General features: G+C 72.8%; 6 protein-coding genes (1 of these 6 running past the window's edge). 3 read left to right on the top strand and 3 right to left on the bottom strand.

All coding sequences use genetic code 11. The features are described 5' to 3' along the window. Nucleotide 1: 1 nt before the first annotated feature. Nucleotides 2-1,396 (bottom strand): glycosyltransferase, encoded by a 1,395-nt coding sequence (locus AC07EG_RS32240; RefSeq protein WP_478257011.1) that lies wholly within the window; start codon nt 1,394-1,396, stop codon nt 2-4. Nucleotides 1,397-1,535: 139 nt separating this feature from the next. Between AC07EG_RS32240 and AC07EG_RS32235 the strand changes: the two genes are divergently transcribed. Beyond that, nucleotides 1,536-4,256 (top strand): helix-turn-helix transcriptional regulator, encoded by a 2,721-nt coding sequence (locus AC07EG_RS32235; protein WP_478257010.1) that lies wholly within the window; start codon nt 1,536-1,538, stop codon nt 4,254-4,256. 438 nt (nt 4,257-4,694) lie between these two features. Here the strand turns inward: AC07EG_RS32235 and mhpA are convergent, their stop codons facing one another. Further along, entirely contained in the window at nt 4,695-6,299 is a 1,605-nt protein-coding gene (gene mhpA, locus AC07EG_RS32230) for a bifunctional 3-(3-hydroxy-phenyl)propionate/3-hydroxycinnamic acid hydroxylase MhpA (RefSeq protein ID WP_478257009.1), read from the bottom strand. A gap of 19 nt (nt 6,300-6,318) precedes the next feature. Then, nucleotides 6,319-7,488, bottom strand: coding sequence for a 3-deoxy-7-phosphoheptulonate synthase (locus tag AC07EG_RS32225; RefSeq protein ID WP_478257008.1), 1,170 nt, complete (start codon nt 7,486-7,488; stop codon nt 6,319-6,321). 223 nt (nt 7,489-7,711) lie between these two features. Between AC07EG_RS32225 and AC07EG_RS32220 the strand changes: the two genes are divergently transcribed. Then, a complete protein-coding gene (locus AC07EG_RS32220) occupies nt 7,712-15,448 on the top strand; it encodes a type I polyketide synthase (protein ID WP_478257007.1) in 7,737 nt (2,578 codons plus the stop codon). Between the two features lie 36 nt (nt 15,449-15,484). Next, nucleotides 15,485-21,909, top strand: partial view of a type I polyketide synthase gene (locus tag AC07EG_RS32215; protein ID WP_478257006.1) — the 5' portion only. It continues 26,515 nt past the right edge of the window; only the first 6,425 of its 32,940 coding nucleotides appear in the window; the start codon lies at nt 15,485-15,487; its stop codon lies off the right edge, out of view.

Genomic DNA, 21,909 nt, shown 5'->3' with positions numbered 1-21,909 from the left:
GTCAGTTCCTCGCCATCGACGGCAGGCCGAGCAGGAGGTCGGCGGCGGCTTCCCGGCCGCCCGCCGCCCGCTGCAACCGGGCGAGCCGTTCGGCACGGGTGCGGAACGAGTCGTCGCCGAGCACCCTGGTCAGCTTGTCCAGCACGTCGTCGACCGCCATGCCGCGGGGATCGTCCAGGGTCAGGCTGATGCCGAAGGACTCCCCGCGCACCGCCTGGTCGTAGCAGTCCACCCACAGCGGCCGCATCACCTGCGGTTTGCCGAAGTAGACGCCCTCGTTGTAGGCGTTCCCGCCGCCGTGCGAGAAGAACAGCTTCACGCTGGGGTGGGCGAGCACGTCGAGCTGCGACGGCACCCAGTGCTCGATGCGCAGGTTGCCGGGCAGCTGTTCGGCGGGTGGCAGCCACCGCTGCTGCTCGGCGGGCAGCTTCCAGAGCACCTGGTGGCGGCCGTCGAGCCGCCTGGCCACCTCGACCAGCGCGCCGACCTGCTCGGCGGTGAGCCGGGTGATGGTGCCGAAACCCATGTACACGACCGAATCCTGGGCGTCGAGCCAGGCGGTCAGCTCGTTCGGCGCCGCTTCGGGCAGCGGCGGCACCATCGCGCCGACGGGCCGCACCTTCGGCGGCAGTTCGAACGGGTAGTCCAGTTCGGCGATGGTGTCGCACAACACCAGTTCCGCTCGTTCCACGCGGGCGAACTGCCCGTACGCCTCGGGGGCGACGCCCAGTTCCGCGCGGACTTCGGCGTCCTCGGCCTGGCGTGCCCGCATGGCCGGGGACATCGCCATGGTCAGCGTGCGCCAGCCGAACAGCCGATTCGCCACGCGTTGCCGGAGCGAACCCCGGAACGGCAGGCCGGAATGCGGGACCGGGAAGCCCTTCGGGGTGTAGGAGGGGCCGATCGGCACGTAGGAGGTGAGCAGGTTGCTGGGCACGAACGGCACGTTCAGCACGTACGGGATCTTCTTGGTGATGGCCAGTTCGATGCCGAACCGGCACATGCTCTCGACCACCATCAGCGCCGGGTTGATCTTCTCGACGGCCTCTTCGAGCGCGCGGTACTTCGGCACCCGCAGCCGCGGGTGGTCGGTCTGCTCGATGACCGCCCGCCGGGCCTTGAACTTCGATTTCTGGGTGACTTCGCGATAGGTCTTGTCGTCCCAGTTCGGTGAGGACAGTTCGGGGATCGGCTCACCGAGGGAGTAGAACTCGACCGGGGTGCCCGCGTTCAGGCCGTCGACGGCGGCTGAGCGGTTTTCGTCGGTCGCGAACCAGAGATCGGCGACACCGCGGCGGGACAGCTCCCCGGCCAGGACGAGCATCGGGTTGAGCAGCCCGCTTTCGGGGTAGCTGACGAACAGGACGGGGCGCTGACTGCGGTTTTCGAACGCCATGACCGGGAGCATGGCGCACCGCCGGAAGCCTTGTCGTGAGCCTCACCGCAACTCGAGGAAAACCCCTAGTACCCCGGGTGTGCTGCGGTAACGCGTGCTTGAGTGTATTCGGCGGAGTGTCGACACGAGGGGCGCGAGCATGGCCGATCGCGACGCGGAACCCCCGGCCGGACTGGTCGAGCGCGAGGCCCAGTGGGACCGCCTCAGCGGCCTGCTCGACGGCGGCGGGCACGTGGTCCGCCTCACCGGGCCGGTCGCCACCGGCAAGACCGAGCTGCTGTCCGCGCTGGCCGCCGTCGCGGACCGGCCGCACCACGCGGCTTCGTGTTCGCGTGACGAGCGGGCGTTGCCGTTCGGGGTGGTGCACCAGTTGTTCCGTGGCGTCGACCTGCCGCCCGAGACCGCGGACCGGCTGACCCGGGCGCTGGAAACCGGTGTGGGCGAACGGGAACTCGCGCGGCTGCGGCATTCGCTCTGCCGGATCCTGCTCGACCGGGCCCCGGTGCTGATCACCGTCGACGACGTGCAGCACGCGGACGCCGAGTCCGGGCACTGGCTCCGGTACCTGCTGCGCCGGTTGCGCGGGGCGGACGCGCTGCTGGTGCTGACCGAAGTGGACACCCCGGCGGCCGGGCACTCCGCGCTGCACGACGAACTCGCCCGGCACGACTGCGTGCACCTGGAGCTGCCGCCGCTGTCCGAGGAGGGGGTGGCCGCGCTCGCCGCCGAGCAGCTGGGCGGCAGGCGGGCCCGCCGGCTGGCGCCGAAGTTGTATCCGGTGACGGGCGGCAACCCGCTGCTGGTCCGGGCGGTGCTGGCCGATCTGCCCGAGCAGCCGGGGGAGGTGGTGCCCGGCCGGTGCTTCCGGCAGGGCTTGCTGAGCAGCCTGCACCGCGGTGAGCCGGAGGTGCTGGCGGTCGCCCGGTCACTGGCGGTGCTGGGGGAGGCGGCGACCCCGGCGGCGGTCGCGGAACTCGGTGGCCTGACCGCGGCGGCGGTGGCGTCGGCGATCTCGTCGCTCGACGCGGCGGAACTGACCGAACACGGCCGGTTCCGCCACCCGGCGGCGCGGGAGGCCGTGCTGGCCGACATGTCCGCGGCGGACCGCCGGGCCCGCAGCCTCGCCGCCGCCCGCCTGCGGCACGACCGGGGCGCACCCGCGGTCGAGGTGGCGCCGCACCTGCTCGACGCCGAGGACACGCACAGCCCGTGGACGGTGCCGGTACTGGTGGAGGCGGCCGACCAGGCACTGCGGGACGAACGGATCGAGGACGCCGTGCGCTGCCTGGAACTCGCCCACCGCGGGTGCCCGGGGGTGCAGGAGCGGGCGGCGATCGCGGCCCGGCTGGCGCGGGCGGAATGGCGGGTCAACCCCTCGGCGGCGGCCCGGCGGCTGCCGCCGCTGGCCCGGGCCGTCGACCGGCTCACCGAGCCCGACGTGCTGGCCCTGGTCCGGCAGCTGCTCTGGGACGGCCGGTTCACCGAGGCCAAGCGGGCGCTGGAGGTGGTGGAGCGGGACGGGCGGCCGGTGGCCCGTGGCGGGGAGGACACGCGGGCGATGGAGCTGTGGCTGGCCTGCACGCACCCGGCGCTGGCCACCCGCGGGCCGGTGACCGCCGACGCCGCCCGGCGCTCGCTCGACCTGACCACCGGGCCGTCGCTCAAGGCCACCGCGGCGCTGGCCGGGGTGCTGGCGTACGGGCCGGGTGCGCAGGTGGTGACCGACGCCGAGCAGGTGCTGGAGGCGGCCCGGCCGAGCGACAGCCGGTCGTGGGGACCGGAAACGGCGATGTCGGCGTTGCTGGCGCTGGTCTACGCGGACCGGCTGGAGGCCGCGCAGACGGCGGCCGGGCGGTTGCTCGGTGAGGCGCGCACGCCGGTCAGCCGGGCGTTGTTCGCCGCGGCGCGGGCGGAGATCGCGGTGCGGCGGGGTGAGCTGCCGGTGGCGGTGGAGCAGGCGCGGACCGCGCTCGACCTGCTGCCGCCCACGGGCTGGGGCGTGGCCGCCGGACTGCCGCTCGGCGCGCTGATCACCGCGCTGACGCGGATGGGCAGGCACGCGGACGCGGCGAAGCAGCTGGAGCAGTCGGTGCCGGAGGCGATGTTCCAGAGCCGCCACGGGCTGCACTACCTGGCCGCGCGCGGAACGCACTACCTGGCCACTTCACGGCACTACGCAGCGCTGGCCGACTTCCTGGCGTGCGGTGAACTGATGACCAGCTGGGGCCTGGACTCACCGGGGCTGGTGCCGTGGCGGACGAGCGCGGCCGAAGCGTGGCTGCGGCACGGCAACCGCGACGAGGCACGCCGGTTGGTCAACGAGCAGCTGGCGAAGCTCGGGCCGGAGAGTTCACGGACGCGCGGCACGGCGTTGCGCCTGCTGGCCGCGACGAGCCAGCCGCACACGCGCCCGCAGCTGCTGGCCGAGGCGGTGTCCATCCTGGAGGAGCACGGGGACCAGTACGAGCTGGCGCTGGCGCTGGCCGAGCTGAGCCGCACGCACCAGGCACTGCGGGAACACCGCCGCGCCTGGACGATCGCGCGACGGGCCTGGCACGTGGCGAACGCCTGTGATGCTTTGGAACTGTGTGAGGAACTGCTGCCGAGCCGGTCGGCGAAGCCGGAGGTTTCGCGGCGGAAGACGCCCACGGACAGGGGGGTGGACGCGTTGACGGACGCGGAGCGGAGGGTGGCGGCGCTGGCGGCGGTGGGGTACACGAATCGGGAAATCGCGAACAAGTTGTTCATCACGCCGAGTACCATTGAGCAGCATTTGACGCGGGTTTACCGGAAGTTGAATGTCAAGTACCGGAAGGATTTGCCGGTGGAGTTGCTGACGGATATGGCTGGGGCGGGGTAGGGGGGTTTGGGGGGAGTCACCCCGCTTTTTCATTGTGACTACGGCGAAGACCTCGTTGTCAAGGCTGGGGGGATTACCTTGGCAACGAGGTCTTCGCCGTGTTTTGGGCTGTGGAGCGGGGTGGGGGCGGGGCTGGGTGGCTGGGTGGTGCGGTTGGGGCCCGGCTGCCGGTTTGGTGCCCGATTTTGGTAGCCCGATTTGGTGGCCCGATTTGGGGGGATGTCTGGCTTCTGGGGCGATGTCTGGCTTTCGGTGTGGTGTCTGGTTTTTGGTGGGGTGCTTGGTTTCTGGTGTGGTGTCTGGTTCTGGTGGGGTGCTTGACTCTGGTGTGGTGTCTGGCTTCTGATGGGTGCTTGATTCTGGTGTGGTGCTTGGCCGGCGGTGCTTCGGGCGGCTGCCGGGTGGGTGCCCGGCTGCCGGGGTGGTGCCCGCTTGAGGTCAGGGGGTGGGGGCCGGGGCCTTGGTGGTGAGGTGGGTGCGCAGGTCGCGGACCAGGGTGGAGAGGTCGGCTCGGTCCAGGGCGGTGCCGTAGAGGTAGAAGTCCGGGCGGACCAGGGCGCCGACGACCTTGGCCTCGGCCAGGTAGGGCAGGTAGACGTCCTGCACGTCGACCACCTCGTGGGGTTTGACATCGGTGGGGGAGGTGTCCGAGGGCAGCACCCGGACCAGGTGGGCGCCGATGGTGCCCAGGAACTCCAGGTCTTCGCTGTCCAGCACGGAGAACGGGTCGAAAGTGGACAGCAGCACGAAACCCCGGCCGACGACGTCGTCGAACAGGGCCTCCTCGTTGCCTCGGGCGACCCGGCCCTGGGGGCTGAGTTCACCGGCCAGGGCACCGCTTCGGATCACGCCGGTTTCCAGCGAGTAGAACGAAGAGGAGTCGTCGGAGGAGGAGCCGTCGGCTTCGGGGGCGGCTTGCATGCCCAGCAGGTGGGCGTCCCGGTTGGCGGCGGCGACGGTGTCCAGTTCCGAGATGATCTTGCCCATCTCCACCGAGACGTTGATCGCGTGCCGCACCTGGGGGTCGCGTTCGGCGGGGTATTCGTCCAGCAGTTCATCAGTAGCGACGCCGCGGAGGACCAGGTCCAGTTTCCACGCCAGGTTCGCGGCGTCGCGGACGCCGGAGCACATGCCCTGGCCGGCGAACGGGGGCATCAGGTGGGCCGCGTCGCCGACGATCAGGATCCGGCCCTCCCGCCACTTGTCGGCGATGCGGGCCTGGAAGGTGTACATGGTGTGCCGGCACAGGGTGGCGTTCTCCGGCGTCGCGTCGAAGCGCTTGAGCAGGCGCCAGACGTTTTCCGGGCGGTTCATCCGCTCGACCGTCTCGCCCGGCAGCCGCCGGAACTCCCACCGGCGGTGGCCCCGGCCGCTGGCGACCATGGTCGTCGGCCGCAGGGGGTCGCAGATCTGCCGGTCGTTCGGGTGGAACTCACGTGGCTCGTGGAACAGCACGTCGCAGAGCAGCCAGTCCTGTTTGAAGCCCAAGTCCGTGTTCGTGGAGCCGATGTGCTCGCGGACGAAGCTGTTGGCGCCGTCGCAGCCGATCACCCAGGAGGCGGTGATCCGGTCGTACTCCGCGTGCGGGCCGGGGGCCTCGACCTCGACGTGGTCGCCGTGGTCGGTCAGGCCGGTGGCGGTGTGGCCGGTCAGCACCTTCAGCGTGGGCAGTTTCGCGGCCTGCTCGGACAGGGCGGCTTCCAGGGTGGGGTGGTGGATGACCACGGCCGGTGGCCAGCCGTCGCGGCCGGTTTCGAACGGGACGTCGAAGCGCATCAGCCGCTGCCCGGCGGCGTTGAGGAACTCGTACTCGCCCAGCCGCTCGTAGATCCGCGGCAGCGCCTCGCCGATGCCCGCCGCGGCGAAGTTGCGTGCGGTCTCCCCGTCGAACCCCTTGACGCGCGGGAAGGGGTACGGCTCCGGCCAGCGTTCCAGCACGATCACCCGCCACCCGCGCTGGGCGAGCAGCATGGACAGGGTCTGGCCGGCCGGTCCGTTGCCGACGATCACCACGTCGGCGTCGGTGGTCCTGGGTTCTGGCATGGGTTCCATCCCGCTCGCGTCAGTAAACGGTGTCGATCAGTTCGAAAGCCTGTTCCGGGTTCAGCCGCGGATCGCACAGCGACCGGTACCTGGCCCCCAGCTGCCGTTCCCCGGCCACCGGCCCGCCGACGCACTCGGTCACGTCCGCGGCCGCCACCTCCAGGTGCAGCCCGCCGGCGTGCGCGCCCTGCTCCTCGACGAGCCGCGTGAAGGCGGCGGCCTCGTCGATGATGTCCGCCAGGTACCTGGTCTTCTGCCCAGTCTCGGCGCGCACGGTGTTGCCGTGCATGGGATCGCTGAGCCACACCACCGGGTGGCCCGCGCGGCGCACCGCCCGCACCACCGGCGGCAGGGCCGAGCCGATGGCCTTGCCCATGCGCACGATCAGCGTCAGCCTGCCCGGCACGCGCTCGGGGTCGAGCAGTTCGCACAGCCGCACCGCGGTGTCCGGATCCGTGCGCGGCCCGACCTTGCAGCCGACCGGATTGGTCACCGACGCCAGCAGGTGCACGTGGGCGTGGTCGAGTTGCCGGGTGCGCTCGCCGATCCACGGGAAGTGCGCGGAACCGAGATAGTCGCCGCCGGGTCCACTCCGGACCAGCGGGCGTTCGTAGTCCAGCACCAGCGCTTCGTGGCTGGTCCACGGGCCGCTGTGCTGCTCGGGTGCCCAGTGCGTGCGCAAGGCGCCCAGCACCTCGGCGCTGGCGTGGTAGGCCCACAACATGCGGCGCGGGTCGTGCTGCCTGCTCGCGTGGTCCGGTTCGGCGGAGTTGATCAGGTGCCCGCGGAACACCGGCACTTCGACGCCGTTGACCGTCTCGAAGGCGTTCGACCGCGGTTTCGCGTACTGACCGGCCATCCGTCCGAAGCGGACCACCGGCTGGGAAAGCTTCTTGCCGAACAGGTCGGCGAGGTCGTTGAGCACCGCGACCTTGGCCGCGGTGCAGGAAAGGCTGGCGTCACCGAAGCTTTCGGCGCAGTCGCCGGCCTGGAGCACGCGGGACGAGCCCTCGGCCACCGCCGCCAGCGCGCCACGCACCTCGGTCAGTTCCGCGGGGGTGACCAGGGGATCGGCGGCGCTGAGCCGTCGCTGGGTGCGCTCGTAGTCCGGGTGGTGCCGCCAGTCCGGCTGCTCGGCCGCGGGAAGCGGCGCACCGCCGGGGTCCGTCCGGCACGTGGTGGGCTGCATTCGGCAACATCTCCTGCGTTGGCACAACGGGGGAAAATGTGCACGGAAACGGACGCTACCAGCGCCGCGACCCACCACGGCGGCGAGCGCGCACACACTAGGGAAATGACTGCACGCGGCGGAAGATAGGGGGGTCATAAGGGGGTGATGCAGGGAAATAACCGTTGTGCGGCGGGGAGCATCGCGCCGGTGAACTGCACCGCCGACCCCGGGAGTTCCGCTGATGTTGCGTACAGAGCTGATCCGGCCCCTGCCCGAACTGCTGGCCGCGCACGCCGGGCGGCTGCGGGACAAGGTCGCCTTCCGCGACCACCGGCGGGCGGTCACCTACGCGGAACTGCACCGGCGGACCGGGCGGCTGGCCGGGCACCTGGCCGGGCTGCGCCTGCAACCCGGTGACCGCGCGCTGATCTACCTCGGCAACTCGGTCGAGGTGATCGAGAGCTACCTGGCCATCGCCAGGGCCAGCGGGGTCGGCGTGCCGTTCAACCCGCACTCGGCCGCCGCCGAACTGGCGCACGTGGTCGACGACAGCGGCGCCAGCGTGGTCATCACCGACCCGGCCCACCTCGACCAGGTGCTCGCGCTGCTGCCCGGGCGGCCGTACCTGCGGGTGGTGGTCACCGGCGACGAACCGCTGCCCGAGCACGGATCGGTGGTGTCCTACCGGGAATTGATGAACACCCCGCCGGAGCTGCCCGCGCGGGACGACCAGGAACTCGACGACGTCGCCTGGATGCTCTACACCTCCGGCACCACCGGGAAACCGAAGGGGGTGCTGTCCACCCAGCGCAACTGCCTGTGGTCGGTGGCCGCCTGCTACGCGCCAATCATCGGACTGTCCGAAACGGACCTGGTGCTCTGGCCGCTGCCCCTGCACCACAGCCTCGCGCACATCTTCACCGTGCTGGGCGTGACCGCGGTCGGGGCGACCGCCCACCTGATGGACGGCTTCGCCGCCGAGGACGTGCTGCGCACGCTCGGCGAGGACGCCTACACCTTCCTCGCCGGGGTGCCCGCGCTCTACCACTACCTGCTCGAAGCCGCGAAGGACGTCGAGGTCCGCGCGAGCAGCCTGCGGGCCTGCATGACCGGTGGCACGGTGTGCCCCGCGCCCCTGCGCCACGAGTTCGAGCGCGTGTTCGGCGTGCCGCTGCTCGACTGCTACGGCAGCACCGAAGCCTGCGGTTCGTTCGTGGTCAACGGGATCACCGGGACCAGGGTGGACGGTTCGTGCGGGCTGCCGGTGCCCGGCGTGACCGTGCGCCTGGTCGACCCGGACACCGGCCTGGACGTGGCACCCGGTGCCGAGGGCGAGGTGTGGGTCCGCGGTCCCAACGTGATGGTCGGTTACCACAACCAGCCGGAGGCGACCGCCGAGGCGATGGTCAACGGCTGGTACCGCACCGGCGACCTGGCCCGCGGTGACGAGTCCGGTTACCTGACCATCACCGGGCGGATCAAGGAACTCATCATCCGCAACGGCGAGAACATCCACCCCGGCGAGGTGGAGGAGGTGCTCCGCAAGGTGCCGGGGGTGGCCGACGCCGCGGTGGTCGGGCGGCCGCACGACGTGCTCGGCGAGGTGCCGATCGCCTTCGTCGTGCCGGGGCCCGGCCTCGACCCCGAGCGCCTGTTCGACGCCTGCCGCGAGCAGCTGTCCAACTTCAAGGTGCCCGAGGAGCTGTACGAGATCGACGAGGTGCCGCGCACCCCGTCCGGCAAGATCACCCGGCACGTGCTGCTGGACCGGCCGGCCCGGCTGCGGGCGGCCGGCGGCGGCAGGCACGAGTCCCTGCTGCGCACCGACTGGGTGCCGCTGCCCTCGGTCCGCACCAGCACCACCCCGCTGCCGACCGGCTGGGCGGTGCTCGGCCGGGACCACTTCGGCCTGACCGCGGGCCTGGTCTCCGCCGGGGTGTCGGTGCGGGCGTACCCCGATGCCGCCGCCTTGCACGTGGCCGCGTCGCTGGGGGAGCCGGTGCCGGAGGTGGCCGTGCTGTGCTGCCGCAGCGATCTGCGTGGCACGGACGCCGCGCACGAGGCGATGCGCGAGCTGTCGGACCTGCTGTGGTCGTGGGCCCACGACGACTGGCTGGCCGGGTGCCGCCTGGTCGTGGTGACCAGGGGAGCGCTGGCCACCGGCGCCGGTGAGGACGTCGGCGACCTGGTGCACGCCTCGCTGTGGGGGCTGATGCGGTCGCTGCAGGCCGAGTACCCGAACCGGTTCGTGCTGGTGGACGTGGACGAGCGGGCGGCACCGGTGCTGCCGTTCGCGGTCGGCTCGGACGAGCCGCAGCTGGCGATCCGCGGTGGCATCGCCTTCCGCCCCCGCCTGATGCGCGTCACCGCGACCACCGAGGGCACGCCGCTGAACCTCGACGCCAAGCGCACGGTGGTGGTCACCGGTGCCACCGGGCCGATGGGGGTGGCGCTGACCCGGCACCTGGTGGCCGCGCACGGCGCCAGGAACCTGCTGCTGATCAACCCGGGGGACGACGGGCTGGCGGCCGAGCTGACCAAGCTCGGTGCCAGGGTGACCACGGCGACCTGCGACACCGGCGACCGCGCCGCGCTCGGGCAGCTGCTCGGCGGGCTGAAGCGGCCGGTCACCGCCGTGCTGCACTGCGACGGTGAGGTGGAGGGCCCGGCGGCCCCGCCGGGGGACCGCCGCCTGGCCTTCCGGTCCGTCGTGGACGGTGCGGTCAACCTGCACGAGCTGACCGAGGGCGGCGACCTGGCCGCGTTCGTGCTGCTGGGCTCGGTGGCCGGGGCGCTCGGCGCCGCCGGTCGCGGGGACCAGGCCGCCGCCGGTGCCTTCCTCACCGCGCTCGCCCAGTCCCGCCGTGCCCGCGGCCTGCCCGCGGTGTGCGTCGCGCTCGGCACCGCCGCACCCGCCGCCGAACTGTCCACCCAGGAGTGCCTGGCCATGTTCGACGCGGTCACCGCGATGGACCTGCCCCAGGCGGTGGTGATGCGGGTGCACGAGCAGACCGCCTCGCGGACCGTGCCCGCGTTGCTGCGGGGCCTGGTCGACACCGCGCCCGTGACGGACTCGTCGTCGCTGAAGGAACGCGTCGCCGCGATGTCGGTCGAGGAGCGGGAGACCTTCCTGGTCGATCTGATCCGCGCCGAGGTGGCGACCATTCCCGGCATCACCGGCGGCGACCGGGCCGGTGTGGGGAAGACCTTCCGCGAACTGGGCTTCACCTCGGTCAGCGCGGTGGAACTGCGCAACCGGCTGGCCGCGGCGACCGGCCTCGACCTGACCGCGACGGTGGCCTTCGACTACCCGACGCCGGTGGCGCTGGCCAGGCACCTGCGGGCGGTGCTGCTCGGCGAGAAGCCCGCGCCGATCACCGTGGACGAGCCGGTGACCGGGCCGGACGAGCCGATCGCCATCGTCGGCATGGCCTGCCGGTACCCCGGCGGGGTGCGTTCGCCGGAGGACCTGTGGCGGCTGGTCACCGAGGGCGCCGAGGTGGTCTCGGACTTCCCCGCCGACCGCGGCTGGGACCTCGACCGGCTGTTCGGTTCCGAGGCCGGGGCCAGCTACTGCCAGCAGGGCGGTTTCCTCTACGACGCCCCCGAGTTCGACGCCGGGTTCTTCGGCATCTCCCCGCGCGAGGCGCTGGCCATGGACCCGCAGCAGCGGCTGGTGCTGGAGACCTCGTGGGAGGCGGTGGAACGCGCCGGGATCGACCCGCTGTCGCTGCGCGGCAGCAGGACCGGGGTGTTCGCCGGGGTGATGTACCACGACTACGGCTGGGGGCTGGCCGAGCCGCCGGAGGGTTCGGAGGCGTACTGGGGCATCGGCAACGCGGGCAGCGTGGTGTCCGGCCGGGTGGCCTACGCGCTGGGGCTGGAGGGCCCGGCGATCACCGTGGACACGGCGTGCTCGTCGTCGCTGGTGGCGATGCACTGGGCCGGGCAGTCGCTGCGGGACGGCGAATGCGACCTGGCGCTGGCCGGTGGCGTCGCGGTGATGTCGACCCCGCAGACGTTCGTGGAGTTCTCCCTGCAGGGCGGCCTCGCGCCGGACGGCCGGTGCAAGTCGTTCGCCGACGCCGCGGACGGCACGGGCTGGTCCGAGGGCGTCGGTTTCGTGGTGCTGGAACGGTTGTCGGACGCCAAGCGCAACGGGCACCAGATCCTCGCGGTGCTGCGGGGCAGCGCGGTCAACCAGGACGGCGCGTCGAACGGGCTGACCGCGCCGAACGGCCCGTCGCAGCAGCGGGTGGTGCTGCAGGCGCTGGCCAGCGCCGGGTTGAAACCGGCCGAGGTGGACGCCGTGGAGGCGCACGGCACCGGCACCACGCTGGGTGATCCGATCGAGGCGCAGGCGTTGCTGGCCACCTATGGGCAACGCAGCCAGGACCGGCCGCTGCTGCTGGGCTCGGTGAAGTCGAACCTGGGGCACACGCAGGCCGCCGCCGGGGTCGCCGGGGTGATCAAGATGGTCATGGCGCTGCGGCACGGGGTGCTGCCGCGCACCCTGCACGTGGACCAGCCGTCGTCCTACGTGGACTGGTCGGCCGGTGCGGTGGAACTGCTCACCGAACCGCGCGAGTGGCCGGTTCCCGACCGGCCGGCGCGGGCGGGGGTGTCCTCGTTCGGCATCAGCGGCACGAACGCGCACGTGATCGTCGAGCAGGCACCACCGCAGCCGCGGGTGGCCGAGCCCGCCGAGGTCACGCCGTCGGTGGTGCCGTGGCTGGTGTCCGGGCGCTCCCCGGACGCGCTGGCTGCCCAGGCCGACCGCTTGCGTGCGGTCGGCGGCGACCCGCTCGACGTCGGCTACTCCACGGTGATCTCCCGGTCGGTGTTCGAGCACCGCGCGGTGCTGTTGTCCACCGAGGACGGCCTGACCGAGGTGGCGCGGGGTGAGGCGGGTGACCGTTCGCCGGCGGTCCTGTTCTCCGGGCAGGGTTCGCAGCGGCTCGGCATGGGCCGTGAGCTGTACCAGCGGTTCCCGGTGTTCGCCGCCGCGCTGGACGAGGTGCTGGAGCGCCTCGACGTGCGTGACGTCATGTGGGGGACGGACCCCGAGGCGCTGGACCAGACCGGCCACACCCAGCCCGCGTTGTTCGCCGTCGAGGTGGCGCTGTACCGGCTGATCGAGTCGTGGGGCGTCAAGGCGGCCTACCTGGCCGGGCACTCCATCGGCGAGATCGCCGCGGCCCACGTGGCCGGGGTGCTGGACCTGGACGACGCGTGCACGCTGGTCACCGCCCGCGCGCGGTTGATGCAGGCACTCCCCGCCGGGGGAGCAATGGTGGCGGTCGAGGCCACCGAGGACGAAGTGACCCCGCTGCTCACCGAGGACGTCTCGATCGCCGCGATCAACGGGCCCACGTCACTGGTGATCTCCGGAAACGCGCAGGTCACCGCCGAGATCGCGGCCGGTTTTGCCGAGCGCGGGCGGAAGTCTAGGCGTTTGCCGGTCAGCCATGCGTTCCACTCACCCCTGATGAACTCGATGCTGGATGACTTCCGGGCGGTGGTGTCGGGGCTGTCGTTCACCGCGCCGCGGGTGCCGGTGGTGTCGAACCTGACCGGGGGCGTCGCCACCGGTGCCGAACTGTGCTCGCCGGACTACTGGGTGCGGCACGTCCGTGACACCGTGCGCTTCGCCGACGGGGTGCGCACGCTGGTGGACGCGGGGGTGGACGTGCTGCTCGAACTGGGCCCGGACGGCGTGCTGTCCGGCATGGCCGCCGACTCCGCTCCGGATGCCACGCTGGTGCCGCTGCTGCGCAAGGACCGCGGGGAGGAACTCAGCGCGGTCACCGCCCTGGCCAGGCTGCACGTCAACGGCGTCCCGGTGAGCTGGCGCGCGCTCTTCACCGGCACCGGGGCCCGGCGGGTGGACCTGCCGACCTACGCCTTCCAGCGCGAGCGGTTCTGGCCGGAACCGCCCCGGCCCCCGGTCACCTCGGACCCGGTGGACGCCGCGTTCTGGCGCCTGGTCGAGGACGGTGACCTGGACACCCTGGCCGCCGCGCTGGAGGTCGACTCGACCACCGCCGCCACCGTGGTGCCCGCGCTGGCGAACTGGCGGGAGCGGCGGCGCAGCCAGTCCGTGGTGGACTCCTGGCGGTACCGCGAATCGTGGGTCGAGCTGCCCGAGGAGTCCGTGGCAGCCGGAAAGCCGTGGCTGGCCGTGCTGGACGGGGCGGACGAGTGGGCCACGGCCGTGCTCGCCGCGCTCGGCCCCGATCTGGTGCGCGTGGAGGTCTCCGACCGCAAGGCCATGGCCGCGAAGTTCGCCGACCTCGCCGGGCAGGAGTTCGCCGGGGTCGTCTCGCTCGCGGGCTTGAGCGGGGCACCGCCGATCGAGTCCGTGCCCGCCGGGCTGCTCTACTCCGTCGAAGTGGTGCAGGCCCTGGGTGACGCCGGGATCGAGGCGCCGGTCTGGCTGGTGACCCGTGGTGCGGTGGCGGTCGCGGACCCCGGCGAGGTGACCCGGCCCGAGCAGGGCGCGCTGTGGGGCCTCGGCCGGTCGGCGGCACTGGAACTGCCCCGCCGCTGGGGTGGCCTGATCGACCTGCCCGAGCAGTTCGACGAGCACGCCGCACGGCGGTTCGTGGCCGCGCTGACCGGTGAAGAGGACCAGGTGGCCGTGCGCTCCGGCGGCAGCTTCGGCAGGCGGCTGGTCCCGGCCCCGGCTTCCCGGGTGGACTGGCGGCCACGCGGCACGGTCCTGATCACCGGCGGCACCGGCGGTCTCGGCGGGCAGGTCGCCCGGTGGGCCGTGGCCGGCGGCGCCGAGCACGTGGTGCTGACCAGCCGCCGCGGCCCGGACGCACCCGGAGCGGCGGCACTGGCGGCCGAGCTGGAAGCACAGGGCGCCCGGGTCACCGTGGCCGCCTGCGACGTGGCCGACCGCGAGGCCCTGCGCCTGCTGCTGGCCGAAAATCCGGTGAACGTCGTGGTGCACGCGGCGGGTGTCGGCGTCGGTGACGCGCCGATCGGCTCGGTCACCGCCGAGCAGCTGGACGGGCTCCTGCGGTCGAAGCTGACCGCGGCGCGGAACCTGCACGAACTCACCGGCGACCTGGACGCCTTCGTGTTGTTCTCCTCGGGCGCGGGCAGCTGGGGCAGCGGCGGCCAGCCCGGGTACGCGGCGGGCAACGCCTACCTGGACGCGCTGGCGATGCACCGCCGTGGCCGGGGCCTGCCCGCCACCTCGATCGCGTGGGGTTCCTGGGCCGATGCCGGACTGGGTGCCGACCACCCCGAGCTGTCCGAGCACATGCGGCGGATCGGTGTGCTGCCGATGGAGCCGCGGCTGGCGCTCGTCGCCCTGCAGCAGGCGCTGGCCGAGGACGCCGCCCTGCTCACCGTGACGAACACCGACTGGAAGCGGTTCGGGCCGAGCTTCACCGCCGCCCGGCCGAGTCCGCTGCTCTCGGAACTGATCGAGGTCACCGAACCGGAAGCTCCGGCGGAACCGGAGCTGCGGCAGCAGCTGGCGGGCATGGCGGAGGCCGACCGCGGACGGCTGCTGCTCGACCTGGTGCGGGCGGAGGCCGCGGCGGTGCTCGGGCACGACCGGGCGCAGGCGGTCCCGGCCGACAAGGTGTTCCGCGAGCAGGGCTTCGACTCGGTGACCGCGGTGGAGCTGCGGGAGCGACTGCGGGTGCGCTCGGGCCTTTCGCTGCCCGCGGCGCTGGTGTTCGACCACCCGACCCCGCGGGCGGTGGCCGGTTACCTGGCCGAGCACCTGGCGCCCGAGCAGCCGCGTGGTTCCGCGCTCAGCGAACTGGACCGGTTCGAGGCGGCGTTGCAGGCGGAGGGCGCCGACACGCAGGTGATCGGCGAGCGGCTGGAGGCGATCCTCGGCCGATTGCGGAAGCCGGCCGCCCGTCCGTCCGAAGAGGACACCGAAGACATCAACTCGGTCCCGGTGGACCGCCTACTCGACATCATCGACGGGGAACTCTCCGACCTCTCGTGAGGCGCCCTGGTTGTGCAGCAGAAAGAGGATGGACCAGTGCAGCAGGATGAGCAGCAGGACAAGGTCGTCGAATATCTGCGGCGAGTCACCGTCGACCTGCGCCGCGCCCGCGAACGCGTCCAGGAGCTGGAGCGCAGGCAGACCGAGCCCATCGCGATCGTCGGCATGGCCTGCCGGTATCCCGGTGGCGTGCGGTCACCCGAGGACCTCTGGGCGCTGCTGACCGAGGGCCGCGACGTGATCGGGGCGTTCCCCGGCGACCGCGGCTGGGACCTCGACACGCTGTTCCGCACCGGTGCCAGCCGGGCCACCGAGGGCGGTTTCGTGCACGACACCGCCGACTTCGACGCGGGCTTCTTCGGCATTTCCCCGCGTGAGGCGCTGGGCATGGACCCGCAGCAGCGGTTGCTGCTGGAGACCTCGTGGGAGGCGCTGGAGCGCGCGGGCATCGACCCGGAGTCGCTGCGCGGCAGCCAGACCGGGGTGTTCACCGGCACCAACGGCCAGGACTACGCCAACCTGCTGGCCGGCGAGGCCACCACCGGGGTGATCGCCAGCGTCATCTCCGGCCGGGTTTCCTACACCTTCGGTTTCGAGGGCCCGGCGGTCTCGGTGGACACCGCGTGCTCGTCCTCCTTGGTCGCGCTGCACCTGGCCGTGCAGGCGCTGCGCAACGGCGAGTGCTCGCTCGCGCTGGCCGGTGGCGTCGCGGTGATGTCCACCCCGGGGGCGTTCACCGAGTTCACCAAGCAGGGCGCGCTCGCCGCGGACGGCCGGAGCAAGGCGTTCTCCGACGACGCCGACGGCATGGGCTGGTCCGAGGGCGCCGGTCAGCTGGTGCTGGAACGCCTGTCCGACGCCCAGCGCAACGGCCGCGAGATCCTGGCGGTGATCCGGGGTTCCGCGGTCAACCAGGACGGGGCGTCGAACGGGCTGACCGCGCCCAACGGCCCGTCGCAGCAGCGGGTGATCCGGGCGGCACTGGCGAACGCGGGCCTGAAACCGTCCGATGTGGACGCCGTGGAGGCGCACGGCACCGGGACCGCGCTCGGTGACCCGATCGAGGCGGACGCCCTGATGGCGGCGTACGGCCAGGACCGCGAGCACCCCCTGAAACTGGGGTCGATCAAGTCGAACCTGGGGCACGCGCAGGCCGCCGCCGGGGTGGCGGGCGTGATCAAGATGGTGCTGGCGGTGCGGCACGGTGCGCTGCCGAAGACGCTGCACGCCGAACGCCCGTCGTCGCACATCGACTGGTCCGCCGGGGCGGTCGAACTGCTGACCGAGCAGACGCCGTGGCCGCGGCCGGACCGCCGCGCCGGGGTGTCCTCGTTCGGGGTCAGCGGGACCAACGCGCACGTCATCCTGGAGCAGGCGCCGGAACCCGAGCCGGTCGAGCCGGTCGAGCACGAGGCGCCGGTGACCGGGGTGGTGCCGTGGCTGGTCTCGGCACGCACCGAGGCCGCGTTGACGGCACAGGCCGCCCGCCTCCGCGACGTCGAAGGGTCCACGGAGGACATCGGCTTCTCGCTGGCGACGACCCGTGCCTCGCTCGAACACCGTGCCGTCGCGTTCGACCGTGGCGCACTGGCCGCGTTCGCCGCCGGGGAGCCGGCTGCCGGCGTGGTCTCGGGGGTGGCGTCGGCGGTCGGCCGGTCGGCGTTCGTCTTCCCCGGGCAGGGTTCGCAGTGGGCCGGGATGGGCCGTGACCTGCTGGACGCCTCGCCGGTGTTCGCCAGGCGGATCCAGGAGTGCGCCGACGCGTTGTCGTCCTTCGTGGACTGGTCATTGGTCGACGTGCTGCGTGGTGACGGCGATCTCGACCGGGTCGACGTGGTGCAGCCGGTGCTGTGGGCGGTGATGGTTTCGCTGGCCGAGCTGTGGCGTTCGGCCGGGGTCGAGCCGGAGGCCGTGGTCGGGCATTCGCAGGGCGAGATCGCGGCCGCCGCGGTGTCCGGGGCGCTGAGCCTGGAGGACGCGGCCCGGGTGGTCGCGCTGCGCAGCCTGGCCGTGGCCGAGTCGCTGGCGGGGCACGGCGGCATGGTGTCGGTGGCGCTGCCCGCCGCCGAAGTGGACCTTTCGCGCTGGGGTGACCGGCTGTCCGTGGCCGCGATCAACGGGCCCGGCGCGACCGTGGTGTCCGGCGAAGTCGCCGCCCTCGACGAACTGCTCGCCGCCTGCGAGGCCGACGGTGTGCGGGCGCGGCGGATCACCGTGGACTACGCCTCGCACTCCGTGCAGGTCGAAGCGATCCGCGACCGGGTGCTCGCCGACCTCGCGCCGATCAGCCCGCGCAGCGCGGACCTCCCGTTCTACTCCACGGTGACCGGCGAGCCGATCGACACCGCCGGACTGGACGCCGAGTACTGGTACACCAACCTCCGGCAGACCGTCGAGTTCGAGCGCACCACCCGGCGGCTGATCGACGACGGGTTCGGCGTGTTCGTCGAGCCGAGCGCGCACCCGGTGCTCACCGTCGGGGTCGAGCAGACGCTCGAAGCCGCCGGGGCCGACGGTGTGGTGCTCGGCTCGCTGCGCCGCGACGACGGTGGTGCCCTGCGCTTCCTGACCTCGGTCGCCGAAGCCCACGTCGCCGGGGTTTCCGTGGACTGGCCGGTTTTCTTCGGCGGGGCACGCCGGGTCGACCTGCCGACGTACGCGTTCCAGCGGCAGCGCTACTGGCCGTCGGCGGCCAACGGCGCCGGGGACGTGCGCGCGGCCGGGCTGGGCGCGGTCGAACACCCGCTGCTCGGCGCCGCGGTCGAACTGGCCGAGGGCGAGAGCGTGTTCACCAGCCGCCTTTCGCTGCGCTCGCACCCGTGGCTCGCCGACCACACCGTGCACGGCAAGGTCCTGCTGCCCGGCACGGCGTTCGTCGAACTGGCCGTGCGCGCCGGGGACGAACTGGGCTGCGACCGGGTCGACGAACTCACCCTGGCCGCGCCGCTGGTGCTGCCCGAACGGGGCGCGGTGCAGCTGCAACTGCGCGTCGGCCTGCCCGACGAGCACGGGCGGCGCGCGGTCGTCGTGCACAGCCGGGCCGAGGACGCCGCCGACCTGCCCTGGACCGAGCACGCCACCGGCTTCCTCGGCCACGGCACCCGCCCGGCCACCTTCGACAGCGTCAGCTGGCCCCCGCCCGGCGCCGAACCGCTGGACGTGGACGGCTGCTACCGGCGCTTCGCCGATGACGGGTTCGCCTACGGCCCGGTGTTCCAGGGCCTGCGGGCGGCGTGGCAGCACGGCGACGAGGTGTTCGCCGAGGTGGCCCTGCCGGAAGGCGTCTCACCGGATGGGTTCGGCCTGCACCCGGCGCTGCTGGACGCCGCACTGCACGCGGCGGGCTTGGCCGAGCTCGGGGTGCTGAGCGGTGGCGCGCTGCCGTTCTCCTGGACGGGCGTGACCCTGCACGCGGTCGGCGCGGCCACCGCGCGGGTGCGGTTGCGGGCCGAAGGCAACGGCCTGGCGGTCGAGGTCGCGGACGCGGCGGGTGGCCCGGTCGCCTCGATCGATTCGCTGGTGCTGCGGGAAGTGGCCACCGGCCAGGTCGGCGACCTCGCCCGCGACGGGCTGTTCCGGGTCGACTGGGTGCCCGCTCCGGCAGCCGGGCCCGAACCGGTGCTCTCCGTGCACGAAACCCTGGAGTCCATCGAGGACGTTCCGGAGGTGGTGGTGCTGCCGCTGCCGGAGTCGGACTCGGTGCGCGACCTCACCGCGCACGCGCTCGGCCTGCTGCAACGCTGGCTGGCCGAGGAACGGTTCGACGGCTCGCGGCTGGTGCTGCTCACCCGCGGCCGATCGGCAGCCACCGCGGCGGTCTGGGGCCTGGTGCGCTCGGCGCAGTCGGAGCACCCCGGCCGGTTCGTGCTGGTCGAGGCCGACGACCTCGCGCGGGTCTCGGCGGCCGTGGCCACCGGCGAACCGCAGCTCGCGGTGCGTGACGGGGAGATCCTGGTGCCGCGGCTCGCGCGCGTGCCCGCCCCGGCGGAACCGTTCCGCTGGGACCCCGACGAACTCGTGCTGATCACCGGCGGCACCGGTGGCCTCGGCCGGGTGCTCGCCGCCCACCTCGCCGACGTGCACGGCGTGCGCAACCTGCTCCTGGTCAGCCGCAGCGGCGAAGCCGACGTGTCCGGCATCAACGCCGACGTGCGGGTCGCCGCCTGCGACGTGGCCGACCGCGAGCAGCTGGCCGCCCTGCTGGCCGAGCACGACGTGAAGGCCGTGGTGCACGCGGCGGGGGTGCTCGACGACGGGGTGCTCGGCTCGCTGACCCCGGAGCGACTGGACACCGTGCTGCGCCCGAAGCTGGACGGCGCCCGCAACCTGCACGAACTCACCGGCGACCTGTCGGCGTTCGTGGTCTACTCCGCCGGCGCCGGGGTGTTCGGCGGTGCCGGGCAGGGCAACTACGCCGCCGCCAACGCCGCCGTGGACGAGCTGGTCCGCGAGCGCCGGGCCGCCGGACTGCCCGGGGTGTCGCTGGTGTGGGGTGCCTGGGACCGCGCGATCGGCCTGACCGGCAGCGTGACCGACGCCGACCTGCGCCGCCTCGCGCAGGACGGTATGCCGCCGCTGTCGGCCGAACAGGGCGTCACGTTGTTCGACGCGGCACTGGCCACCGGTGAGCCGGTGGTGCTGCCGATGAACGTGGACCTGACGGTGCTGCGTGGCCGGGACGACGTGCCGCACCTCATGCGCGGCCTGGTGCGGACGCGGGCCCGCCGGGCCGCCGCCGGGGAACCGGCCGCGGACTCGCTGGTGCGGCGGCTCGCGGGCCTGGGTGACGCCGAGCGCGCCGAGTCGCTGCGCGAGACCATCCGCGGCCTGGTCGCCGTGGTGCTCGGGTACGCGGGCGCGTCGGCGGTCGACCCCGCCCAGACCTTCCAGCACCTCGGGTTCGACTCGCTGACCGCGGTCGAACTGCGCAACCGGCTGACCGCGGCCACCGGGCTGCGGCTGCCCGCCACCATGGTCTTCGACCACCCGACACCCACCGCGCTGGCCGCGCACCTGCGTGACGAGCTCTTCGGGGCCCAGTCGGCAGCCGTGGCGCCGACGGGTGCGCTGCCCGCGGTGAGCGACGACCCGATCGTCATCGTGGGCATGTCGTGCCGCTTCCCCGGCGGGGTGAACTCGCCGGAGGACCTCTGGGACCTGGTGCTCGGCGGTACCGACGCGATCAGCGGTTTCCCGGTCGATCGCGGCTGGGATCTGGACGCGTTGTACCACCCGGACCCCGATCACCCCGGCACCTCGTACACCCGGACCGGCGGTTTCCTGCACGACGCCGCCGAGTTCGACCCGGCGTTCTTCGGGATGAGCCCGCGTGAGGCGCTGGCGACGGACTCGCAGCAGCGGTTGCTGCTGGAGACCTCGTGGGAGGCGATCGAGCGCGCCGGGATCGACCCGGTTTCCTTGCGGGGCAGCCAGACCGGTGTGTTCGCCGGGGTGATGTACAACGACTACGGCTCGCTGATCGAGGGTGACGAGGGCTACCAGAGCACCGGCGCGCAGCTGAGCGTGGCTTCCGGGCGCCTGTCCTACACCTTCGGGTTCGAGGGCCCGGCGGTCACCGTGGACACGGCGTGCTCGTCGTCGCTGGTGGCGTTGCACCTGGCGGCGCAGGCGTTGCGGTCGGGGGAGTGCTCGCTGGCGCTGGCCGGTGGGGTCACGGTGATGTCCACGCCGAGCACCTACGTCACCTTCTCGCGGCAGCGCGGGCTGTCCGCCGACGGCCGGTGCAAGGCGTTCGCCGACGCGGCCGATGGGACCGGGTTCTCCGAGGGTGTCGGCCTGCTGGTGCTGGAGCGGCTTTCGGATGCCCGGCGCAACGGGCACGAGGTCCTGGCGGTGGTGCGGGGTTCCGCGGTCAACCAGGACGGTGCTTCGAACGGGCTCACGGCGCCGAACGGGCCGTCGCAGCAGCGGGTGATCCGGCAGGCGCTGGCTTCGGCTGGTCTGTCCGCTTCGGACGTGGATGTGGTGGAGGCGCACGGGACGGGCACGACGCTGGGTGATCCGATCGAGGCGCAGGCGTTGCTGGCGACCTACGGCCAGAACCGTGAGCGGCCGCTGTGGCTGGGTTCGGTGAAGTCGAACCTCGGGCACACCCAGGCGGCGGCGGGGGTCGCGGGTGTGATCAAGATGGTCATGGCCCTGCGGCACGGGGTGCTGCCCGAGACCCTGCACGTGGACGCGCCTTCGTCCCACGTGGACTGGTCGGCCGGTGCGGTCAAGCTGCTGACCTCGTCCGCCGACTGGCCGGAGTCCGGTCGTGCGCGCCGGGCCGGGGTGTCCTCGTTCGGGGTCAGCGGGACGAACGCCCACGTGATCCTGGAGCAGGCGTCGGCCACCGAACCGGTCGAGCCGACCTCGGTGGAGCACCGCGTTCCGCTGGTGGTCTCGGCGAAGACCGAAGCCGCGCTGGACGCCCAGCTCGAACGCGTGCGGGCGCTGGA

The organism is Amycolatopsis sp. NPDC045836, assembly GCF_056431745.1.
The sequence above is the reverse complement of the archived record's forward strand: the minus strand, read 5'-3'. Positions and strand labels throughout refer to the sequence as shown.